A 17,796-nucleotide genomic window follows, 5' to 3' on the forward strand; every position below is an offset into this window, starting at 1 on the left:
CTCACCTATCTGCTTCTGGTGGGAAGTAATCCAGACTCCCATATATAGCTGGGAAATCCATAAACCTGTGCCCGGGCGGCAGGTAGCGGAAAAGTATCACGTTTCTAAACGATGGCGTAACAACCCTCAAGCGATAGGGCTTTGTAGAACCGTCGCTTACTATGTGGTAGAATATTTCTCCGTGGCCCATCTCTGCCCTGGCCACTGCTTCTCCAGCCGGCAATTTTAGGGATGCAAAAAGCCCTGGGAATTTAACGTGGCCGGTTTTGAGAACTTGTTCACGCGTCTTTGGCGGCAGGAGCTTCAAGTATTTCTCTGCAAATATGGGTCCACTTGGCATCTTTTCTAGAACCTGCCTGATAATGGATAGGCTCTGCTTGATCTCTTCTACTCTCACGAGCATCCTAGCCATACAGTCGCCTTCCTCCCTTACTGGCACCTCGAATTCTAGTTCCTTGTATGCCCCATAGTCATCTGCGAGCCTCGCGTCGTACTTGACACCGCTTGCCCTGAGGTTGGGGCCGACTATGCCAAGTCTTTGCGCCTCGCTCTTCTTTAGGATTCCGACTCCTTCGTACCTGGACGCGATCTGGGGGTTGAGGAGAAATATTTTCATGTATTCCTGCAACCTCTTCTCCATGTAGCGCGCCGCCTTTTCGAATTTCTCTTTGAAACCCTGTGGAAGATCTCTTCTTACTCCCCCCGGTATGCTATACGTATGCGTAAGCCTGGCGCCAGTCAGCTCTTCTGCCAGCTGTATCCAGACCTCACGATCCCCGAACGCCCACATGAACATTGTCGAGTGGTTTAGCATTATCCCTGCTATTCCCATTCCATAGAGGTGGCTTGCAATACGATTTATCTCTGAGAGGAGAGTTCTCAAGTAGAGAGCTCTGGGAGGTGGCTCTGCGTCGAGCAGTCTCTCGAGGGCAGTTACCAGGGCAACGGTGGCATTATGTGAGTCGATTATAGTGAGCCTTTCCAGTAGGGGTATAGCTTTGATTGCTTCCCGTCCCTCTGCTAGCTTTTCCATTGTCCTGTGGACATAGCCTATGTCGGGGTCTACCGAGACGATTATGTCCCCTTTAAGTCTCACAATGAACCTCATGTGTCCAGAGGATGGGTGCTGTGGACCAATGAAGAGCTCGTATGTGCTCTCGTCGCCCTCCTTGAAGAGTAGCCTTGAAGAGACAAACTCGCTACTCATACTCAACATATATACCCTCCTCTACTACCTTGTAGTCTTTTCTTAGAGGTGGGGGACCAGACCAGTCGGGAGGCAAGAGAAGCCTGCGGAGGTCTGGGTTCCCCTCAAATACAACTCCAAACATTTCCCATGTTTCACGCTCCAAGAGCAGAGCGTTTGGCCACAGGTCTATAAGTGAGGGGAGCTTAGGATTCTCCCGGCTTGTGGCAGTTTTTAACTCGATGAGGATGCCTCTTTTTTCTGGCTCGTAGCTCTCGGCAAAATAGATAACTTCAATGGTTCCCTTTGTGGGCCAATCAACGCCGCTTATTGATGCCAAATGATCATAGCCATATTGAATGAGTATCTTGGCGGCTTCCCGTAGAGATTCAGGGGAAACTTCCATTTTCAATACATTCTTGGCTTCCTCGAGCTTTATTCCTAGCTCTGAAAGCTTTGAAAACATTTCTATAAGCCAGCTAGGCTTTTCTCCATTCACCCTTCCTCACCTTTTCCTGTAACATTATTATTGCCTGTGCTACTGCTTCGGGTCTCGGTGGGCAACCAGGGATATAATATTCTACTGGGAGGATATCTTTAGGTCTCACTATATTGTAGCTGTTATAAAAGAGGCCCCCGTCAATTGCACATGCTCCCATAGCGATCACAAACTTGGGCCAGGGCATCTGGTCATATACGATCTTGGCCGCTTCACCCATTTTCTTTGTTAATGTTCCCTCGACTACCATAAGATTGGTTTGTCTAGGCGAGTTGAATGGCAAAAAGCCGAATCTCTCAGCGTCGTATCTTGGAGCCGAGGCGGCAGCAAATTCTGCACCGCAACAAGACGTAGTGAAGTGGACTGGCCATAAACTGAACGTTATTGCCCAGTCCCTTAGAGACCTTATAGGTGTTTTTTCGACAAGCCACTTGGTAGCTTTTCTTGCTGATTCTTCAAGCCTGCCAACCATTACAAAGCCAAAGGGACAGCTCATATTTCCCACCTATGGATTTCTTCAGCAGATTTGAGCCCCCAAGCTAAAACAGGGAGAAACATTGCGAGAATAATTATTAGCACAATAGCGGATCTAGTTAGTGTCTCCAATGGCATATATGAGTACAGAAATAGGAATGCCACGAGGGGCTCGAGCGACAGATAAAGCAGGAGATAACCATAGTACTGGAAGGGGAGCCTTGTTTTTGCTTCTCCCTTAGGGGGGTTTCCCGCCTCGTATCTTTTTCTTTTAAATGTTCCCTCTGGGCCTTTTTCTAAGAGAAACGCCAAGACTATAACTAGCGTCCCGGCTATAATTCCCAGGAGGAGGGTTAGAGCAATTGTTCCTGAATCCGAGAGCATAAGACCCTCTTAAAATCTGTTAAAGAATGCTTAAAAGATTTTGCATGATAAAATTATATCTGAGATTCTATATATATAAAAAGCCTATTTGTCTTATGACGAAATCTTGTTAGACTTTTTATGCAATAGTTATCCAAGAAAGCTTAACAAGTTCTGATAGAAAAAGAACAAAGCCACGCTAGACAGTACTAAGAGAATTATTGATAGTTTCGATAAGGGGAATTTTCTCTTAGAGGTTATACTTGTTTGTGTTTGAGGGGTCGATTTGATGCTTAGATTGTATATAAGTGCAAAGTAGTAGCCAAAGGATGTTATTATTGCCAATGCTAGGAGAATGGCTAGGATCCATGAGGCCTGTGATAGACCAACAATAAGGTATAGTTCGCTCCAGAACGTCAGCGTGGGCGGTGCGCCTGTTAAACCTAGAGCCGCGAGTATAAATATCGTTTTTAGGAGGGGTCTAGAACTAAGTGATCCTAGTAGTAAGTCAAGCCTTCTTGTTCCGCTCTCGGCTAGTAGGAGCCCTGAGAGAATAAACAGGCCAGCCTTAAGGAATCCATGGGCAGCTACGTGTAGAACGGCAAAGGATTGTGCCAGTTTGTTCATCGAGAAAAGCCCCAGCATTATGTAGCTTACATTTGCTATAGAGCTGTAGGCCAGTAACCTCTTCATGTCTACTTGTCTATAAGCACTGAAGTTTCCAACAAATGCGCCTACAACTGCTAGGGGTATGACTATGCCAGCAATGGTTGGATCTCTTCCTAGCAACCTGTATACAAGCAAGCATGCTGTTTCTATGGCGATTCCAGATAGAACAGCGCTTCCTGGAGCAGGTGCCGCCATGTGCGCATCGGGTAGCCAAAAGTGAAGTGGAAAGAGTGCTGCTTCTGCTCCAAAGCCGATCAGGATGAGGATTTTTGCTAGTAAACTGGCTTCTGCAACTTTCCCGGCGACAAGACTGCCTGTTTCAAAGTAGACTAGGCTTATACCGAGAAGGGCAATTAGAGACGCCACTCCGCAGAGCGTTAGATATTTGAGTGCAGCTTCAGAGCTTTCCTCGTCCCTGTGGAAGGCCGTGAGAAGAACGATAGAAATGCTTATTGTTTCCCAAGCAATAAACATCCTTACCAAGTCATCGCTCAGAAGCAGGATTGGAAGCAGGGATGCGATTGAAACAATTAATGCATCGTGTAGAGAGATGTTTTCCTCTACAAGCTCATGGGCGGAAAGTATGCTTGCTATCCCGATAGTTGATGAGACGAGTCCTACGATGCCAGCTATCCCCTTTGCTTCGATACTGATGATAGACACTACAAGTAAAGTACCTATGGATAGTAGTGTTGAAAGATAGCGGGATACTTTCCGAGGTGCAAAACCTGTGAGTAGTACTGCAAATACTCCGTAAAATGAGTACTGGATTAATTGTTCCTCCATTTTAAATCACCCCTAAGATAAATATGAGTAGGATAAGAAGCAGACTTATAAGCCAAAGAGTATTGACTGATGGGTTCCCTGTTTGTAGGCTTGTAGATAGCTCCGACAATATGTTCAGGGCTTTCTTTGCTATAAACGTGTATAGCCTATCTATATAGAATGCTTGGTCAGCTATTCTGCCAGAGGGCTTTAGGGAAACTCTTAGCATAGTGAATTTATTCGTGCACCACACGAGGTAGGCTATCAAGAGCCCTAAGAAGGTTCCAGTTAGCGCATAGAGGTTGACTTTGAGTTCTCCTATGTTTAGACCAATAATGCTAGAAATTGGGTAAATAAGGACTGTTGCCATCAGTGTCAATAGGATGAGGACGCTTACAGCTACAACCATAGTGTCTATGTTCTCATGTAGATGCCGAGTCGAATGCCCTACGAAAAGCCTGAAGAAAAGCCTGAATATGTAGAGCGATGAAAGGAGACATATAATGAATGATAACAAGTTTACTGTCTCCTCTGGGAACAAGTGTTCCATTGATTCTAGCACCATTTCTTTTGTGACGAATCCTGAAAGTGGAGGTATCCCTGCCAGGCTTAATGCCCCAACAAAGAACGCTATTCCCAAAATCTTGAGGCCGCTTGCCCACAGCCCAGAAACTTCGTCCAGGCTTCTGGTCCCAGTCTCATGTATAATTATGCCGGCAGTGAGGAATAGAAGAGCCTTAAAGAGTGAGTGAGAAAACAGATGGAATATTGCGGCGGTTAGCGAGCCTGCTCCGAGCGCGAGAAACATGAGTGCCAGATGATTGATCGTGCTATATGCTAGAACCTTTTTGATATCGAATGCTCCGAGAGCGGCTATAGCAGAGATAAATATTGTTATGAGAGCTATCGTTGAAATTGTGTGCTGGACTTCTGGGATTAGCTGGATTACTGGGTAGAATCTGGCTATGAGGTAGACGCCCGCCTTTACCATCGTGGCTGCGTGGATAAGTGCACTTACAGATGTTGGACCCTCCATTGCGTCAGGCAACCAGACAAACAGTGGAAACTGTGCAGACTTACCAATAGCGGCGACAAAGAGTAAGGTGCAGAAGAGTACGGAAAGATCTTGATTACTGGAGAGGGCAGTTATGAGCTGAGAAATGTCCGTAGTATTTAGCTGCCAAACAGCTAAGGCTATAGCCAGCAACAAACCGATATCCCCTATTCTCGTAACAGTAAAGGCTTTGAGGCCGGCTCTCCTGGCTTCAGGCTTTTCCCACCAAAAAGCAATGAGTAAAGCGCTACATACACCAACCATTTCCCAGAATATGTATAGCTGGACTAGGTCCCTGGTTAAGACAAGCCAAGACATGGAGCCTATGAAGAGAAGAATCAGGGTATAGTACCTCGTGTAGCCCGTATCATTAGCCATGTAGCCAACACTGTAAAGTGTTATAAGTGCGCCCAGAGAGTTGACTACTAGGAGCATTAAGCGAGAAATACCATCAGTATATATCGGCAGGAACGAGCCGTTTTCGATGGGACACAGGAAAAAGTAAATAGACAGAACAGCAGCTAAACCCGTGATGAGAACCGATACTGCCTCACATAGTTTTCTTGATAAACGACCCACTATCAGATTAAAGAGGCTCCCAGCGAAAAGCAACACTGGAACGTACAATGGATTCATTCATCTCACCCCTTTAACTTAGAGATTTTTTGAGGATCAATCGTTCTGTGTTTTTCTCTAGCCAAATAGAGTATTGAGAGCGAAACTGTCTCCGATGCAGCACATACAGAGGTCACTAGAAGAACTGGATCGACGTTTGGTTCTGGCAAACTGTTTAAAGCTACGGCAGTAATCAAGAGTGAGCCTAGGATGATGGCCTGCATGCCCATCGCTATTTTAATAAGGTTTCTTGTAGCGGCAACAATACAGAGTCCCGAGACGGCTAGTACTCCACCTAGCCCTATGAGGATTAATTGTTCATTCATGTTTATCACCTCTCAAAAGGTAAAGAGCGCCCGTAACAGAAACCAACATAGCTAGAAAAACAAGCTCAAGATCTGTTTCGGTCATGTTTCTTATGTAGAGGTATGGGTTTCTCGTTGGGTGATATTTGAAGGCTATGAATACCATTAGAGCAAACCAGAGCAAGACCATAAAGGCCAAAGATAAAACATTGATTGGGTCTGCTCTAGTCGTTTCCTCTTCTGCTATTATTAGCCATAGCGCCATTAACGCTACCAATGCACCTGCAAAAACAGTTGACACAAGTAAGCCAGCCGTTGTATTGACTAGGAGACCGATAGCGAGAGCTACAAATGTTGTCCCAAGAGCCAAGAGCAGTAATGCTGGTGTTATCCTTTTACTGAGCAAGCCACCTATTATGAAAATTGTCCCGAAAAACGCGAATACTAGTTCCATCATTTTACAACCACCTCAAAAAATAGGAAATCAAGAGCTGAACAAGAAGCAAGGGATATAGCCTTTCCCAGAAAATGTCCGCCAATCCATAGACTCTTATTCTTCCGGTAGACGCGCTAATAACTGTGAGCAAGATAGTGAGACCAAGCGCTTTTATTGCAAACCAAGTAAATCCAGCAATGGGCATCAATGAATTAAAGCCGGGGCCAAGTGGACCGCCAAGAAAGACTATTACTAGTAGGGATATGCCCCAAACCATGCTCAAATCTGTATAGAGCCGAATAAATGCGAGACCTCTTCCGCTGAGCTCTGTTTCCCATCCTGCAACTATTTCTTGTTTTGCATGTGGCAGGTCGAAAGGCCTTTTCTCGAGTTTTGCAAGCAATGCAAGCAATGCACAGACAAAGCTTATTGGCTGATAAAGTATCAACGGCCCTTTTATAGATTGGTACCTAAGTAGACCTTCAAAGCTTATTGTCTGGGTCTGGATCATGGCAGAGATAAGTGATAAGAGAAAAATGCCCTCGTACATTGAGTACTGAACCAGGAGCCGACCGACACCCATAGAGGTGTATGGGCTGAGAACGGAGTATCCAGTTAAAGCAACGTTTAGGAGACTTAGAGCTAAAAGCAGGAAGACAAGCAGGAAGTCGGCTTGAAACGAAAGTGGTGTTTTCCATGAAATTATCGGTATGAAACACATTCCAAACACTGGTATTGTAACTGCGAGAACCGGAGCAATGCGGAAAGCGAAGATATCTGTTCCTTTGGGAACAATTTCTTCCTTAAAGAGCAACTTTACTACGTCTATGAAGGGCTGAAGAAGTCCCCTGGGCCCAGTAATCAGTGGTCCAACTCTTTTTTGGACGCGTGCAGTTATCTTGCGCTCTAGATATTCAAACCAGAAGGCCATAACTACTGAAAAGATGAAACCCGGGAAAACCAGGACAGTAAACACTTCATCAAGAAGGCTCGTCATTTTTCAACACCCCTGTGAAGTAGATTAAGAGTCAAAATGAGTAAATAGGCCAGGAATAATAAGGACAAGAAAAACGTGCTACTTAAAGAACTCTCCAGTATCAATATGAAGGAGGCAACCTCTAACATCGTAAATAGCACAATGAATATGTAGAGCTCGTCTATGTGGTATCTATATACTGGAAGTTTTGTAGCAACACCTCCTGTAAACGGTTCTTCTGCCTTGCTGGAATGTTTTCCTTTCGGTGCAATTTTTCCTGAAATCCAGTAGATAAGGAAATTCAAGAACAAGAGAGAGATAAACGCAAAAAGAACCTTAAGGGCTTCAATATCCGTAATAGGTATAGCCACAAGGGATAAAGAGATGATTTCTACTGGTTGCTTCTTGACCATTGTTATGGCTTTTCCCGGGCAAACATCAGCACATAACCCACAGTATATGCATTGATAATAATTGAAGCTTGGAATATTTCTTTGGACTTCTTTCCCAGCGATTACCTTCTTACCTCCAGGAACCATCGTTATGGCTCCGGGTGGACAAGACCTTGCACACAAACCGCATCCTAGGCATTTCTCGCTATCAAGCATGGGTATACCCCTCACTTGCTGATCCTGGAGGCTTGTAGCAAGGGGCTGGGTGATAGGTGTCGACAGAAGGTTCCTAATGGCAGATGTAATTATCTCAAGTCTTGCCCTCAACTTGTTCATTTAAATCACCTTCTCCTTTTTTCTTTCAATAGTTTTACTGGTAGAACGGTCTTTTCCCCTGTTGAACTGTTGATAACCGTTACCCTGTCCATACAACTGAAGCATGGGTCTATACTGGTCACGATTACGGGGAAGTCTGATATTGAGTATCCCTCGAGAATATTAGCCACGAGCTGTATATTTGCAAGTGTAGGTGTTCTAATCTTGACCCGGTAAGGATTATGTGTATTATTTGCCTTTACATAGTAGAATAGCTCGCCCCTTGGTGCCTCAATCCTACCATATGCTTCGCCCTCTGGAACTGTACCCATAAAGTATCGCGATGGCACAGGATTCCCAGAGGGCATTTTCTCGATCAATTGGTGGATTATGTTGATAGACTCAAGAACCTCCTTAACACGTATCTTGATCAAGCTGTATACATCTCCCTCTTCCTCGGTAGGCACCTCGAAGTCGACTTCGGTATAAGCACCGTACGGTTCAAGCTTCCTTACGTCAAATAATTCGCCAGCGGCTCTCCTCACGGGCCCCACTGTGCAGAACTTTCTCGCAACCTCTATGTCATATTTTCCTATACCCTTTGTCCTCTCTATAACTTCCTCCGAACTTACCAGTGTGTCCAAAAGATTTTCGAACTGTTTGCCAAATTCCTTTGTTCTCTCCTGTATCTTTCTCAATAGAGAATCGCTGACGTCACGCCTGACACCTCCAATAGTCACAAATGACTTATGGACACGATTCCCAGAAATCTCTTCCATTAGATTCATTATTTCTTCACGTATGCCCCAAACCCACATAAACATGGATTCGAAGCCTATCCAGTAGCCTACTAGACCTAGCCACAAGGAGTGAGAGTGTATTCTTTCTAGTTCTGCAACTATTGTCCTGAGATAGGTTGCCCTGCTAGGTGGCTCTACGCCGAGTAGTTTTTCAACGGCTTCGACAAAGCACCAAGAATGCGAGGCACTGCATATCCCGCATACCCTTTCTAGCAGGAAAATGTCCCTAAGATAGCTACGAGTCTCGGCTGCCTTCTCGATTCCCCTGTGGACAAAGCCTATCCTTAAAAATGCCTTGACTATTCTTTCTCCGTCTGTGACGAGGCTAAAGTATTCTGGCTCCTTAAAGGCGGGATGATATGGTCCAACCGGGACGACGCTTTCAGGCGATAATGGTGCATGCAAAGTTGTAGCTTTGAATTCGCAGGTCTCCTGTTTGGCTAAAGTATCTTTCACTTGATTTGAATCGACATTCTTTAACAATGGTGGGGGAGAACCGGGTGGGTAACATTCTGGTAAAATAAACCGACCAGTAGTAGTCTGCTTCCCATAAAATGATATGCCAAATAAGTCAGTTATTTCTCGTTCATAAAAGTCTGCCCCAGGAATAAGGGTCGTGACGGTTGCTATTTCGGGTTTATCCCTAGGAATCCTTGTTGACACGTGCTTTATGTTGCCCTTTAGGTCGCTTAGGTGGTATATTAGCTCGATACTTTCCTTTAGATCAACAGCTGTTACTGTAACAAGGTGGTTGAATCCATTGTCTACTTCCTTTTTTAGAATATCTAAAATTGTGCCTGGCTCTACAAACATTTTGCTTTGGATTTTCCCACTCATGTGCTAGTCACCCAAGGTCAATTTCTTTAGAAGTTCTACGAGGGCCTCAGGTTTTGGTGGACAACCCGGAACCTTGATATCTACGGGGACAACTTTGTCGGCGCCTCCGAGAATATTGTAACAATTGTTAAATACTCCTCCGCTACATGCACATGTTCCAAAGGCTATTACAATTTTTGGCTCGGGAATTTGGTCATAAATAGTCTTTAAGGCACCCTCGGAGTTTTTAGTAACTGGGCCAGTGACAACTAGTACGTCTGCGTGTCTGGGGCTTGGAACCAATTGGACTCCATATCTTTCTAGGTCAAATCTTGGTGTTAGTGAAGCGACAAATTCAATGTCGCATCCATTACATCCACCCGAGTTGAAATGGTATACCCAGAGACTTTTCTTTCTAAAACCTAGCTTTGAGTTTATGCTCGTCATGTATCTCTGAATATAGATATACAAAAAATCATATATACAATCCTTAATACCTTTTCTTAATACGGGAAATCATACATTCATTGTAGTTCTTTTATCAGTAAGTATTGAGGATTTGCGAAACTTCTAAATGTGGTAAGTTTATAGTATGTAAAGGGAAAAATTGTCCCAATAAAATTGATAGGTAGCCTTGGGTTCCACTCCCTTTTAGTTCTAGTAACATCGCTATTAAATGAATCTTCACCTCGTAAAAATACATATTCTAGTTTTGTATAAGAATAATTTGAACAGTTTTATCAGTCTATTGTAGGGCAAGGTATTGGTTCTCGCATTTATGTATGAAAAAATATAAATATAAATTTATAGAGTCTTTATTGAGTGAAATGGCAACAAATAAAATCGTTAGAAGGGTACAGCTGACAGGGGGCTCGACGTTCATAGTGTCTATACCCAAGGAGTGGGCAGAAAAAATGAACATAGATAAGGGAAGCCTCGTGGTTTTATCCCTTGAAAGCGATGGTTCAATAAGGCTTTTCCCCAGTACTAAGAGGCCTGAGCCACTGGCATCTACAGAGATACGGGTCAAAAAGGGAATGAGCCAGGGCTCTGTCCTGAGGGAGATTATGTCGAAGTACCTTACTGGCTATAAGACTATCAAGGTTGTGTTTCCCAGTGAGGACCTGGAGTTTAAGAAAGCGATTCGAGACATCATTACTAGGAAGCTTATAGGCGTAGAGATTCTTCATGAGGATTCCAGGGAAATGGTTCTACAGATCCTTGTCAACGTAGAGGATCTACCTATTTCTTCAATACTTATGAAAATGCTCGATGTTTCCCTCAGCATGTTGTCAGACGTGAGACTCGCCCTCGAGAACAATGAAAAAATCTTGCCTAGCGATATTTCTTCCCGAGACGACATTATTGACAAACTTTATCTATACGGGCTTCGACAACTTCACACGGGGCTTAGAGGCATAATAAGCCTGGAAGAAATCGGGCTCCAGAGACCTCATGAGGTGTTGCACTATGCAATGGTTTTAAAGAACCTCGAAAGAATAGGGGACCACGCAGTCTCTATAGCCTTAACAATAGAAGAACTAAAGGACAAGAAGGGGATAGCTAAAGACCTAGTAGCATTGTCCGACAAAACTGCACAGTTTGTGAAGGCGGCTCTCTCGGCATTCATGGGCCGTGATAAAGATACCGCAAACAAGCTACTAGACGTGGATGCTGTCGAGATAAAGAGTTTTGAAAATGAAATATTCAGGAAGCTGTCCCAGGAACACCCAGAAGAAGTGTCAACGATTAGAAGCATCATTGGAAGCTACAGGAGAATCCTCGAATATGGAACAGACATCTTGGAGACAACAATAGACATGCAAAACGAGTAAGAAGAAATATATAGAAAGAAAACAAGCCGGGAAGAAAGGATGGCCTCCATAGACGCACAGCCAATAAATAGCAAGGGTTTCAGACTCTCTCTAAAGATTGATGGCGAGGAAGTTGGGCACTGCTATGTCTACCTCATTAAAAACGATCTCCACGAGAGGCCCTATGCGCTTCTTGAAGACGTCTACGTGAAGGAGGATTTCAGAGGCAGGGGGATTGGAAAACAACTAGTCCTGGAAGCTATAGAGCTTGCAAAGAAACAGGGATGCTACAAAATGATAGCGACGAGTAGGTTTGGCCGTGAAGCGTTACACGAGTGGTATGAAAAGCTTGGCTTCCAAAAGTACGGTTTTGAATTCCGCATAAATTTTGAATAATTCCGCGTTTTCAGCTTTTTATACTCTCGATGCTATAGATGAGAGAGCAAATAGTCGTTTTACCGCCTAGGAATTCTAAATATATTGTCTTGACTCTTTCTTTTTCGATTCTTACTATTCCTATGTACTTCTCGGGCTGTATACCCTTGGAGGATGCTAGGCTTTCAAGAGTATTGAACAAGTCCTTGCAACTACTGGAACAGTTGTCCTCGAAGAATATATGGTTGGACGTGTCATAAGTTCTATACGTTTTACTGCTAGACTCTGTTGCAAGGGTAAACAATTTGTAAAGTATCGTCTGTTCTGGTGCCCATCCCTCACCTATTTTTATCCATCCCCCCTCAATATTTGCATATGTTCCAGTCCTATTTGCAAAAGTCAAGGTTAACGATGGAAAGCCGTTTTCAAGCTTCACCATGGTCGTGTTCAGGATGTTGTGCTCGAGATCAACGTTACCAGTAATTATGAGCCTTGTTGAGGTGAAGTTTATTTCTTCCCGGAAGGCCCAGCCCTTTGAAGAGAATATGGCTTTCTGCGCTGTTACAAGTTTCTCTGTTGGGTCTATGCTGCGAGTGTAACCTGTTAGGAAGAAATAAATTACTATGCTTATTATGACTGCTAAGATGCCGTAGATGAGATAGGTCTGCTTCATTTGACTCTATATTCTTGAGATTTTAGCTAGTAGAAATTGTTAACGACAAGCCCGCTAAAGCAGTAGCGCTAACAAAGATACTGGCAAGTAGGATAATTCTAGTGATTGTTTGCCTGAATACTGTTGCCTCTATCTGTTCTCTGCCCATTTTTGAGGCTACGACAGAATTTTTTGCCTGGTGCAATAGCGTTTTCAAGGGCCGCACGCTAAGCTTATTTTAATAAAAACTGTTACTCTTCTTTTCTCAGAACAAACTGATTTATATCTTACCTCTTCAAAGAAGTGATAGGATAAAGATGACATGTGTAAAAAACACTAGCCTTGTCTGTGCATCAAGCAAAACCTATCTTCTAGCTGTAGAAGAAGGCTGCATGGGTAAAATTGAGGAGTGGCTCAGAAAAAATGGAAAAATCACTGCGAGCTATGGACCGCTTGTAAAGGGCCTATATCAAGACGCTATAATAACTCTCTTGAAGCCCGACAAAGTCCAAGCCATCCTTCAATTTAGCAAGCTTACGATCGAGGAACTAGAGAAAACCTTGAATAGTCTCTAGTGTCCTTGCAGAAAAATATGTCCGAAAAAGCCTGCATCGTTGGCGCTGGCCCCTCTGGTGCATACCTGGCTCGGCTTTTAAGCGAAGAAGAAACAGATGTAACCGTCTTCGAGGTTAATGGGAGGCTGGCTAGTAAGCCGTGCGGATGGGGGATACCTTACTCTATTGATGATTTTATGAAGCTACCAGAGGAAACTATTCTCGAGAAAATTAGAGGATACGAGATATTCCTGGAGAACAGCCTTATACACGAGTATAAGGGGGATGTCCTAGGCTACATTGTGGATAAAGAACTGCTCCTCAAGCAGCTACTTGAGGGGGCAAATATTGTACATCGAGGTGTGGATCCCAGGAAGCTAATTGATTGCAGACTAGTGGTTGACGCGAGGGGGCACCCTGTATACAAGGGGAGAAAGGCGCTTGCATTACAGGCAGAGGCAAGGGCAAACATAGAGAGAGACCGAATCAAGATCTTTTTCTTTTTAGACCTAGTGGGCTATGGCTGGGTTTTCCCTGGAAGAGACGGACTCATCCATATTGGGGCAGGCGGCTTTGCAGATTATGATTTTCTCAGAGACAGGGTACTCTTCTTGGCGAGGCAGATTGGTGCAGAGATTGTTTCTTTGAAGGGGTCTCCTATTGCTGCTGGAGGCTTACGTTTGCCAGGCAATGGAGATTTTGCTGTAGGTGAAGCCATAGGGGCAGTGATGCCTCTTACTGGCGAGGGGATAAGGCCCGGATTTTTGTCGGCGAGGGCTCTGTATGATTCACTTAGAAATGGTAAGCCGTACAGAAAGTCTCTAGAAGAATATGGCTTAATATTTAATATTGACATTCAGTTGCGGATTATTAGGTATCTGGAGAACTCTTCACCTGCTGAGAGGAGAGAACTCTACTTGAGTGCCCCAATAGAAGTATTGAAGCGTGTTACAGCGGCAAACCTTACTAAGCTCGAAGTCGCTGGCCTTCTCGCTAGGTATCCGGGGTTCTTTAGGAAGCTAGTGTTAAAGGGGTAGGTAAAGGAGAAAAGCATAGTGTTGAGCTTTGCCCCTTATTTATGCTAGTTTTGTTCCGCAGTAGGGGCAGAAGAGGGCGTCTCCCGGCACGTCCCTGCCGCAGTTTGGACACTTCTTTGTTGGGGGCGGGAAACGGTAGCCACAGTAGGGGCAGAACATGGCATCGATGGGTACCTGGCGGCCGCAGTTTGGACATGTTTTTGTTTGGGGCTGTACTGGTTGCGGCTGCTGTTGTGGCTGCGGAGCTGGCGGCGGCTGTACGGGTGGGGGCTGCATTAGTGGGGGTATTATTGCTACTCCTGCGCCTACGGCTGCGCCGGGCGATTTTCCTAGTTCGCGGGCTACTTGTTTTGTTGTGTCCATTTGGAGGACGTAGCCTGCGGCTCCTGTTTGTTTTATCCAGAAGAGCCTGTCACGGTATTCTGGTGTGGTGTCTATTGCCTCGAATTTGAGGTCTATGAGTTCTAGCCCTATGCGTCTTAGTTCTTCGAGTAGGAAAGCCTTTGTCTTGAAGGATACTTGTTCGATGTTTGCGAATGCGTCTGCCAGTGTGTATGTTGAAAGGTGCTTGATTATTTTCTCGTTTATAAAGCCCCTAATGAACTCGTTGACCTCGCTGGAGGTGTATTTTCCTTGTCCGCCAACGACCTCTGTTACAAATATTCTTGGGTCGCCGACCTTGAACCAGTAGCCTCCCCTAAACATTAATGGTGCGAGCTCTGTGGTCTGGGTTCTTCCTCCGAAGAGCCCCTTGAATGTCTTTGTAGATACGAATATGACTGTAGCCTTGAACGGCGTTGTTGGGTAGCCGGCGAGTGTTGTTAAAACCTTTGTAATGAGAGGAAGATTTTGGGTGGTGAGTGTGTGTCTCCCCGGGCCGAGGACGTCGTATGCTTTTCCGTCCCTGAAGAAGACCGCGACCTCGTACTCGTGGACAATCAGCTGTGCACCCCATGTAATGTTTTCATCTGGATACCGCCAGACGATGTCCTCTGGCCCTGGGTTTACCCATTCGATTACTTGGGGCATTACTTCTCACCCACACCTTTTATAATGTTTTCTCTGTTAATTAACGTGTCTTCGAGGGAAAGTAGCTCGTTTTTCAAGTCGTCTAGGGCTTCCCTTAGCTTGCCTGGATCAGACTTAGCCACGTTGCGGGCTTTTTCTTGGATCCTCTCGGCCGTTGAAACTAGGTTCCAGTCAAACTCGATCATCTTGTCGAGCTGTTGCTCCTCCACTTTAACTAGGTCGAAGAACCCTGTATAGCCATAGCTCATTGTTTTGAGCTTAGAGATGACACGGTCAAAAATTGCCTGGACCTCATTGTATTCTGTTGCGAGTGTCTGATCGCCTGAGAGGGCAATAGCCTTCATAGCGTTTTTGAAGTCCCTGTAAGCTGGCTGTATCTTAGATATGAGGTAGTCCCGTATGAGGCGGTCAGTTTCCCGCCTGAGTTCCTTCTCCTTGTAGCCCCGGTACCCTGGAAGTATAAGTTCGAGTTTTTCGAGAAGACGTAAGTTACTTGTAGCCTTTTTATATATTTCAGCCATAATAGTTTGTTGTCTTTCATTCTTAAAAATCTTTGTAAACCAAGGAGGATATGCTCTAGGATTACTCGGCGAAGAATTTTCTAGTAACCACGGTGGAGGTTAGAGCTTTGCTGAAGGACACGCCGCCCACGACTAGGAAGCCAAGCAGGGATGTCAGTGCAAATACAGGGTGATTATTGGAGAAGAGAAGCATTGCTAATCCAAGTATTAGGGATGTGATTCCTCCAAGCATCGCCGCCACGCGGAATCTTAGTTCGACGGGTACCTCGGCGTAGAGAATCCTCGAGTCGGAGGCGTCAGCTATGAACTTGTAATTTTTACCGTTGTAGGTATAATTTACATGGAATATTGGCTGGTGCACGAGTTTTCTTTCGACTATTTCTGTTCCGTCTATCTTTAGTCGGGCCCTGCCCCCGAAGCGGTATGCTAGGGACTGCTGTGCAAGGGAGACTGCCAGCGTCAGAGCTTTTTGGTCTGCCGTGGACGGGTCGATGTCTGGGTTTAGGATTTTACCATTGTTGCTTAGTACATATTTGTGGCTGTAGTATACTTTGCCCGCCAGTGAAAGTCTCGCCTTCTCGATGGGCGAATTAGTTATTGACGTGGATGCTGGCAGGGCAACGTTATGTGTGATTTCTTCTGAGCCGCCTGGATAAGAAACTTTCACCCTTACAACGTAGATCCAGAAGGGATAAAATATTAGGTTATAGTCGTTAAAGGTGGCTTTTTCTGTGAAATCGTTGGGGGTCTCAGGCATCCTCAGAGCCCAAGCCTTGAAGGTCTGAAAGAGGTGCTGTATATCGTAATTGACCCTGCCCATAAGGTGTTCTCCGACCTCGACTCCCTGAAGCGTGAACGCCGTGCCACAGAAGGGACACGTAAGCACTACTTCCCCGGCCTGCCTCTCCACAGTTGCCCCACAGTATGGACAAATAGGCATTAAACCACCTCTGCCGCTTCAAAAGCTGAAGACGCCAGTTTATAGGCTCCTAGGAGGCCCAGTGGAATTACGAGAAAACCCCAGCCGACATCATATCGGAGGGCGAATTCTGTAAATGCGCCAGTAACCAGGACAGCTACCCATGCACTCATCATCTTTGCTACTCGCTCCGCGTTGGAGATGTACCTCTCAGCCCTGATAATTGTGGCTGTTGGGCCAACAAGGGACCCTGCATACAGGTTTCCCTTAACTTTATATGTGAAGAACCAATAAGGCACATATACTAGGTGTTTTTCCGGCGTGTTTACCTGGGTAGATAGGTACTCGATTTGAACCTCTGTAAGTGCCCCCTCTACCTGCCTAGCGGCAGACGTTTCTATCTCGCGGTAGATCTCTGTGTCTATCTCTTTTCTGAGAAGGCCAAGGGCCTCTTCATCACTTACCTCGGCAGAGAGAAAGTTCTCGGCATATTTTTTCAGCTCAGGTGGATCCATTTCCTTTGGTGGATTTGTCTGCCAGGAATGCTCTACCCAGCTCTTTAATTCTCCTGCCCCAAAGATTTCAGCGTAGAGACGGCCGAATGCGCCCTTGAGTGTTTCGAAACGTATTTTGCCGGCAACCTTCTTTGTCCTGGTCTCTGTCCTTACAACTGTTACCCACTCTGTCTCCCTGTTCCTCCTTACCGGCACGCGTTCAGTGCGTTGCACCGTGTAGACTGCTGTCCCCGTATACTCTCCCGTAACATTTACGCGGAAGACCCAGAAAGGGACATAGTACAACGTGGCATTGTCTAGTACTCCTCCAAGCCTTCTTGCGGCTTCTTCTACCGCTTCTCTTGGTGGAGCAGGCCAGACCTTAAAGGCTAGGCTGTGCCCATAGACGTCGCCCGTCCAGCCACAGTAGGGACATACATAGATGACGGTCTCGGGGGTAATGTTTATCGATGCCCCGCACATTGGGCAACGGTGGGAAACGTATATTTCTAGGCTTTCGACCTTGAAGCCCTGTGACTCGAGCATTTTTCTCGCTTCCAGGACGACCCTGTCCCCGTTTAGCTCGCTGTAGGAATGATTGGACAGCGACGCTAGAACACTGGATAAGGCCTCGTCTAGGCCTGGCTGGGGCGGCTTTGCTACTCCAGACAGGTATACTTGTCTTCCGTCACGCGTAGTTGTAGAAACTATCGCCTTTGAGTATTCTCCCATGTGT

Annotated in this window: 22 protein-coding genes; 4 read left to right on the forward strand and 18 right to left on the reverse strand. The window is 45.4% G+C overall.

Annotated features, from left to right (window positions below; translation table 11 throughout):
- Position 1: 1 nt before the first annotated feature.
- From QXT17_RS04280 to QXT17_RS04335, 12 genes are all read right to left on the reverse strand, one after another.
- Complete coding sequence (locus tag QXT17_RS04280; RefSeq protein ID WP_052885542.1) at positions 2 to 1,216, reverse strand: NADH-quinone oxidoreductase subunit D; 1,215 nt, start codon at positions 1,214 to 1,216, stop codon at positions 2 to 4.
- Entirely contained in the window at positions 1,200 to 1,685 is a 486-nt protein-coding gene (locus QXT17_RS04285) for an NADH-quinone oxidoreductase subunit C (protein WP_020962965.1), read from the reverse strand. The genes QXT17_RS04280 and QXT17_RS04285 overlap by 17 nt, the downstream gene beginning before the upstream one ends.
- Positions 1,666 to 2,181: an NADH-quinone oxidoreductase subunit B gene (locus QXT17_RS04290; protein WP_052885679.1), complete on the reverse strand. Its 516-nt coding sequence runs from the start codon at positions 2,179 to 2,181 to the stop codon at positions 1,666 to 1,668. The genes QXT17_RS04285 and QXT17_RS04290 overlap by 20 nt, the downstream gene beginning before the upstream one ends.
- Positions 2,178 to 2,543, reverse strand: coding sequence for an NADH-quinone oxidoreductase subunit A (ndhC, locus tag QXT17_RS04295; protein ID WP_020962963.1), 366 nt, complete (start codon positions 2,541 to 2,543; stop codon positions 2,178 to 2,180). The genes QXT17_RS04290 and ndhC overlap by 4 nt, the downstream gene beginning before the upstream one ends.
- A 129-nt stretch (positions 2,544 to 2,672) precedes the next feature.
- Positions 2,673 to 3,977 (reverse strand): complex I subunit 5 family protein, encoded by a 1,305-nt coding sequence (locus QXT17_RS04300; protein WP_020962962.1) that lies wholly within the window; start codon positions 3,975 to 3,977, stop codon positions 2,673 to 2,675.
- 1 nt (position 3,978) lies between these two features.
- Positions 3,979 to 5,646 (reverse strand): NADH-quinone oxidoreductase subunit L, encoded by a 1,668-nt coding sequence (locus tag QXT17_RS04305; protein ID WP_148682117.1) that lies wholly within the window; start codon positions 5,644 to 5,646, stop codon positions 3,979 to 3,981.
- Between the two features lie 5 nt (positions 5,647 to 5,651).
- On the reverse strand, positions 5,652 to 5,951 hold the full coding sequence (locus QXT17_RS04310) for an NADH-quinone oxidoreductase subunit K (RefSeq protein ID WP_052885541.1): 300 nt from the start codon (positions 5,949 to 5,951) through the stop codon (positions 5,652 to 5,654).
- Positions 5,944 to 6,387 carry a hypothetical protein gene (locus QXT17_RS04315; RefSeq protein ID WP_342783066.1) on the reverse strand — a complete coding sequence of 148 codons (444 nt, stop codon included), beginning with the start codon at positions 6,385 to 6,387 and terminating at the stop codon, positions 5,944 to 5,946. Before QXT17_RS04315 ends, QXT17_RS04310 begins: the two co-directional genes overlap by 8 nt.
- 1 nt (position 6,388) lies before the next feature.
- A complete protein-coding gene (locus QXT17_RS04320; protein ID WP_342783067.1) occupies positions 6,389 to 7,363 on the reverse strand; it encodes a complex I subunit 1 family protein in 975 nt (324 codons plus the stop codon).
- Entirely contained in the window at positions 7,360 to 8,070 is a 711-nt protein-coding gene (locus QXT17_RS04325) for an ATP-binding protein (RefSeq protein WP_020962957.1), read from the reverse strand. The genes QXT17_RS04320 and QXT17_RS04325 overlap by 4 nt, the downstream gene beginning before the upstream one ends.
- Before the next feature lie 5 nt (positions 8,071 to 8,075).
- Positions 8,076 to 9,686 carry an NADH-quinone oxidoreductase subunit C gene (locus QXT17_RS04330; RefSeq protein ID WP_342784344.1) on the reverse strand — a complete coding sequence of 537 codons (1,611 nt, stop codon included), beginning with the start codon at positions 9,684 to 9,686 and terminating at the stop codon, positions 8,076 to 8,078.
- Between the two features lie 3 nt (positions 9,687 to 9,689).
- A complete protein-coding gene (locus QXT17_RS04335) occupies positions 9,690 to 10,112 on the reverse strand; it encodes an NADH-quinone oxidoreductase subunit B family protein (RefSeq protein ID WP_020962955.1) in 423 nt (140 codons plus the stop codon).
- Positions 10,113 to 10,492: 380 nt separating this feature from the next.
- Here QXT17_RS04335 and QXT17_RS04340 point away from each other — a divergent pair, with 380 nt between their 5' ends.
- Both QXT17_RS04340 and QXT17_RS04345 read left to right on the forward strand, forming a co-directional pair.
- Entirely contained in the window at positions 10,493 to 11,500 is a 1,008-nt protein-coding gene (locus QXT17_RS04340) for a phosphate uptake regulator PhoU (protein ID WP_342783068.1), read from the forward strand.
- 39 nt (positions 11,501 to 11,539) lie between these two features.
- A complete protein-coding gene (locus QXT17_RS04345; protein ID WP_020962953.1) occupies positions 11,540 to 11,875 on the forward strand; it encodes a GNAT family N-acetyltransferase in 336 nt (111 codons plus the stop codon).
- A 10-nt stretch (positions 11,876 to 11,885) separates the two neighbouring features.
- Here the strand turns inward: QXT17_RS04345 and QXT17_RS04350 are convergent, their stop codons facing one another.
- Entirely contained in the window at positions 11,886 to 12,527 is a 642-nt protein-coding gene (locus QXT17_RS04350; protein WP_020962952.1) for a hypothetical protein, read from the reverse strand.
- A 22-nt stretch (positions 12,528 to 12,549) separates the two neighbouring features.
- Complete coding sequence (locus QXT17_RS04355) at positions 12,550 to 12,723, reverse strand: hypothetical protein (RefSeq protein ID WP_020962951.1); 174 nt, start codon at positions 12,721 to 12,723, stop codon at positions 12,550 to 12,552.
- Between the two features lie 100 nt (positions 12,724 to 12,823).
- On the opposite strand from QXT17_RS04355, the gene QXT17_RS04360 reads away from it, so the two are divergent.
- Entirely contained in the window at positions 12,824 to 13,081 is a 258-nt protein-coding gene (locus QXT17_RS04360) for a hypothetical protein (protein WP_020962950.1), read from the forward strand.
- A gap of 17 nt (positions 13,082 to 13,098) precedes the next feature.
- Positions 13,099 to 14,097 (forward strand): NAD(P)/FAD-dependent oxidoreductase, encoded by a 999-nt coding sequence (locus tag QXT17_RS04365; protein ID WP_020962949.1) that lies wholly within the window; start codon positions 13,099 to 13,101, stop codon positions 14,095 to 14,097.
- Between the two features lie 39 nt (positions 14,098 to 14,136).
- On the opposite strand, the gene QXT17_RS04370 is transcribed toward QXT17_RS04365, so the two are convergent.
- The 4 genes from QXT17_RS04370 to QXT17_RS04385 form a co-directional block, all read right to left on the reverse strand.
- The gene (locus QXT17_RS04370) at positions 14,137 to 15,126 is read right to left on the reverse strand and encodes an SPFH domain-containing protein (protein ID WP_020962948.1); all 990 of its coding nucleotides are present in this window, start codon (positions 15,124 to 15,126) and stop codon (positions 14,137 to 14,139) included.
- Positions 15,126 to 15,647, reverse strand: coding sequence for a hypothetical protein (locus QXT17_RS04375; protein WP_020962947.1), 522 nt, complete (start codon positions 15,645 to 15,647; stop codon positions 15,126 to 15,128). The genes QXT17_RS04370 and QXT17_RS04375 overlap by 1 nt, the downstream gene beginning before the upstream one ends.
- A 61-nt stretch (positions 15,648 to 15,708) precedes the next feature.
- Positions 15,709 to 16,587: a hypothetical protein gene (locus tag QXT17_RS04380; protein WP_148682115.1), complete on the reverse strand. Its 879-nt coding sequence runs from the start codon at positions 16,585 to 16,587 to the stop codon at positions 15,709 to 15,711.
- On the reverse strand, positions 16,587 to 17,792 hold the full coding sequence (locus QXT17_RS04385; protein WP_020962945.1) for a hypothetical protein: 1,206 nt from the start codon (positions 17,790 to 17,792) through the stop codon (positions 16,587 to 16,589). Before QXT17_RS04385 ends, QXT17_RS04380 begins: the two co-directional genes overlap by 1 nt.
- Positions 17,793 to 17,796: the final 4 nt, after the last annotated feature.

The sequence above is a fragment of the Thermofilum sp. genome, from assembly GCF_038871435.1.
Classification (GTDB): domain Archaea; phylum Thermoproteota; class Thermoprotei; order Thermofilales; family Thermofilaceae; genus Thermofilum; species Thermofilum adornatum.